Source organism: Bullifex sp. (assembly GCF_034103065.1).
In the GTDB taxonomy this organism is placed as follows: Bacteria; Spirochaetota; Spirochaetia; order Sphaerochaetales; family Sphaerochaetaceae; genus Bullifex.
On the sequence record NZ_JAXEGN010000200.1, the window covers coordinates 1 to 3,756 of the forward strand.

Sequence of the window (3,756 nt, forward strand, 5' to 3'; positions counted from 1 at the left end):
TAAGCTCTACATCATATTCTTGTAAAATAGAGACTATCTTATTAATAACAAATTCTGGTAATTCTTTTATCTTTGTTATGATTTCTTCTATGTTCATTTTATACTCCTAAACATAGATTAATCCCATTACCACGACATATAATGTCGTAGTTCAACAAAAATTAACTATAGCCACAAGATTAAAGCAATGCTTGATACATTAATTGAGGTTGGTTTATCTTATATTTCATTAGGTCAACCATTATCGACATTCTCTGGTGGAGAACGACAAAGAGTAAAGCTTGCTCAAAATATAAAGAAGAAAGGTAATATCTATATTTTAGATGAGCCAACAACAGGACTTCATGCAGCTGATATAAAAAAGATTGTAAATATCCTTGAAACAATAATTGATAGAGGTAATAGTGTTATTGTAATTGAACATACCACAGATGTAATGAAACTTGCTGATTACATTATTGATATTGGTCCTGATGGTGGATCAAAGGGAGGTGAAGTTGTCTTTACTGGCAATCCAAAAGAGATGATTGAAAACTCTAATACTATCACAGCCCAATACCTAAGGAGATAATTATGGATTTTCGATTTGCAGAAAGAAAAGATTGTGCTCTTATTTTAAGTTTTATTAAAGAACTAGCTAAATATGAACACTTAGAAAATGAAGTAGTTGCAACAGAAAAGCTATTAGAGGAATGGATTTTTGATAATAAAAAAGCAGAAGTAATCTTTGTGCTTGAAGAAGATAAAGAAGTTGGTTTTGCTCTTTTCTTTTATAATTTTTCGACCTTTTTAGGTAGAGCAGGAATCCATTTAGAAGACTTATTTGTACTTCCTGAATATAGAAAAAAGGGCTATGGTAAAGCAATCTTAAAAAAACTTGCTCAAATTACTGTTGAAAGAGGTTGTGGCCGCTTAGAATGGTGCTGTCTTGATTGGAATACACCTAGTATAGAGTTTTATCAATCTCTTGGGGCAAAACCTCTCTCCGATTGGACAATTTTCAGAGTTACAGGAGATACCCTAATTACTCTAGCCAAGTAATTATTTTATAGGAAAACAGATATCTATCTCCATATAGCCATCAGCTCTTATTAGGCGATAGATATCTATTGTTGGTCTTTCATCAAGTCTATTTCCTGTTTGGTATAGCCAATTGCATAAAGCCTTTTGGTAAACCATAAACATATATTGTGGATAACCTTTGAAGTGATATACCGCGTATTTACCACCTTCAAAGGTTTTAATTAAATGAGTATCATCGTTAAAACTATCAGGAACAGTTAGACAAATTTCAAACATACATTTATCTTCATCTGTTATTGTTGGGTCATCGATAGTACATTCAATAAATGTCGTTTTATTATCAATGAAAGAAGCATATTTATCCAAAAATTTATTCCATGCTAAGGGAAGATCATGATAATTTCCTATTTTTCTTTCATATAGTACCTTAATCGGAGATAAATACTCTATTGAAATTAATTTTGATGGATTGGTTATCTCCTCTATTGATTTTTCTTGATAAAAAGAACTCTTTTTAACAATCTCTTCACTATTACGTCTAAAGTCTGTTGGAGACACATTTAATTGCTTTTTAAAGGCTGTTGCAAAATTTGAAGAGGAGTAACCATAATCAATTCCAATATCAGTTATACTTCTCTCTTTTTCTATTTTAAGTTTTAAAGCACTCCTTTCTAGTCTAATACGCTTAATAAATTGGTATAAAGCCTCATCGGTGTGCTCTTTAAATAGTCTCATTAAATGGTACTTAGAATAAGCACAGTGAGAGGCAACATCATCAACACAGATATCTTCATCTATATGCTCAAATATGTATTCAATTGCTTGGTTGATGATATTGCTATCAATATTCTTATTCTCTTCCATCAAAACCACCCCTACGATGCTTTAATATAAGATATGTTGTTACTATAGCTGTCAATAGCTCTGTCATCGGAGCTGCTGCCCATATGCCTCTTAATCCCCAGAAGTATGGAAAAAGATATGTAAATAGTAATAGTAATACTATTCCTCTAAGAGATGAAATAATTGCAGAGGACTTTGCATCACCACAACTGGTGAAATACATAGAACTAATTACATTATATCCCATCAGAAGAAATGAAATTGACATAAAGTAAAATCCTTCTATAACCATATTGCTTGTTGTAATACTTAAACCAAATAAAGAGGCGTAATCTCTTCCTAAAAATATAAAGGAAATAGCAAATATTAAGCCAACACAAGTAACTATTTTATTAGTTATTTTTCTAATATCAATCGATAGGCTAAAATCCTTTGCTCCTTGTATTATGCTAATAAGAGGGCACATACCTTGTCCAAATCCTATTGCTATCATGCTAAAGCAATAGACAGCAAAACCAAGCGTTGTAAAGGCAGCAACACCTTCTTTTCCTACATAACGCATTAAAACATAATTAAATGAAAACATTGATATTGCACTTGCCATCTCTCCAATAAACTCTGAAGAGCCATTAAATAACATTTGTTTTGTAAGCATTTTGTCGTATTTGTATGTTTTTATTTTCAAGCCCGCTCTACTCTTAAAGAAATATAATAGTTCAAGAATACAAGAAAGAATTTGAACAAATAGTGATGCATATGCACTACCTGTTACACCCATATTGAATTTTACCATCAAAATATAATCTAAAATGCAGTTTAATAGAGCATTCAATATACTAACAAACATGCAAAATTGAGGTTTTCCATTGAGTCTGATGAATATTCCAAGTGTAGTACTTAATACCATAAATGGATAAGCAAATAGCATTATTTGATAGTATTTTGTGAAGTATACTGCGAGATTACCTTCTGCTCTTAATATGTTTAATATTGGAGAAAATAAAGCAAATACTACTATTGATGTAATAGTACATATAATAAGTGTACATACAATTGTTTGAGTAAATACTTCAGAAGCTCTTTTTTCATTTTCAGCACCTAAAAGCTGACCAGCAACTACAGATCCACCTACTCCTAAACATAATCCTAAGCCCAGAAATAAATAAAGAATTGGCAGACCAAGATTTATTGCTGCTAAAGCTTCTTCACCAACAATATTTCCAGTAAAAAAACCATCAGTAATAGTAATTAATGTTGTTAACAACATTGAAATAATACTAGGTATTGCATAGCTAAGTATTACTTTTACCTTGTTGTTTTTTATTATTGTTATATCCATGAACTCGCTCTCCTATATCCTAGATAGTAGAGCTTTATATTGATAATAACTTCTGAAAACGTGCTATGTTAAAAAATTACCTCACCCAAGATATTTGGATGAGGTATTAACAGATTGTTATGTATTACTTCCTGGTCTTTCTCCTCTTCTCAAGGTTTGAAACAATTAATGCACAAGCAGCATCACCTGTGATATTAACAGTTGTTCTACCCATATCAAAGATTCTATCGATACCAGCAACAATTGCTATACCATCAATTGGAAGTCCTACTGATGAAAGAACCATAGCAAGCATTACCATACCAGCACCAGGTACACCTGCAGTACCAATCGATGCTAATGTTGCTGTTAATACAATAGTAAGCATTTGAGGAAGTGTTAAATTGATTCCATAGCACGATGCGATAAAGATTGCACATACACCTTGATATATTGCCGTACCATCCATGTTAATTGTTGCACCTAACGGTAATACAAATGAGGACACTTGATTATCACCACCAAGATCATCAACACACTTCATATTAATTGGAAGAGTACCAACAGATGAT

General features: G+C 31.9%; 5 protein-coding genes. 2 read left to right on the plus strand and 3 right to left on the minus strand.

Features of this window, described 5'->3' with window-relative positions; translation table 11 throughout:
• The first annotated feature begins 178 nt into the window (after window positions 1–178).
• The gene (locus tag SOY52_RS07670) at window positions 179–571 is read left to right on the plus strand and encodes an ATP-binding cassette domain-containing protein (RefSeq protein WP_320848375.1); all 393 of its coding nucleotides are present in this window, start codon (window positions 179–181) and stop codon (window positions 569–571) included.
• Window positions 572–573: 2 nt separating this feature from the next.
• Complete coding sequence (locus SOY52_RS07675; protein WP_320848371.1) at window positions 574–1,041, plus strand: GNAT family N-acetyltransferase; 468 nt, start codon at window positions 574–576, stop codon at window positions 1,039–1,041.
• On the opposite strand, the gene SOY52_RS07680 is transcribed toward SOY52_RS07675, so the two are convergent.
• The 3 genes from SOY52_RS07680 to SOY52_RS07690 all read right to left on the minus strand — a co-directional run.
• Entirely contained in the window at window positions 1,042–1,887 is an 846-nt protein-coding gene (locus SOY52_RS07680; protein WP_320848372.1) for an AraC family transcriptional regulator, read from the minus strand. It lies immediately after the preceding gene.
• The gene (locus SOY52_RS07685) at window positions 1,874–3,205 is read right to left on the minus strand and encodes an MATE family efflux transporter (protein ID WP_320848373.1); all 1,332 of its coding nucleotides are present in this window, start codon (window positions 3,203–3,205) and stop codon (window positions 1,874–1,876) included. The genes SOY52_RS07680 and SOY52_RS07685 overlap by 14 nt, the downstream gene beginning before the upstream one ends.
• A 124-nt stretch (window positions 3,206–3,329) precedes the next feature.
• Window positions 3,330–3,756 (minus strand): dicarboxylate/amino acid:cation symporter (locus tag SOY52_RS07690; protein ID WP_320848374.1); only part of this gene is annotated, 427 nt, incomplete at its 5' end.

Coding starts and splice junctions, on each gene's coding strand:
- SOY52_RS07680 (WP_320848372.1), bottom strand. CDS start 1,887: ATGGAAGAGAATAAGAATATTGATAGCAATATCATCAACCAAGCAATT.
- SOY52_RS07675 (WP_320848371.1), top strand. CDS start 574: ATGGATTTTCGATTTGCAGAAAGAAAAGATTGTGCTCTTATTTTAAGT.
- SOY52_RS07685 (WP_320848373.1), bottom strand. CDS start 3,205: ATGGATATAACAATAATAAAAAACAACAAGGTAAAAGTAATACTTAGC.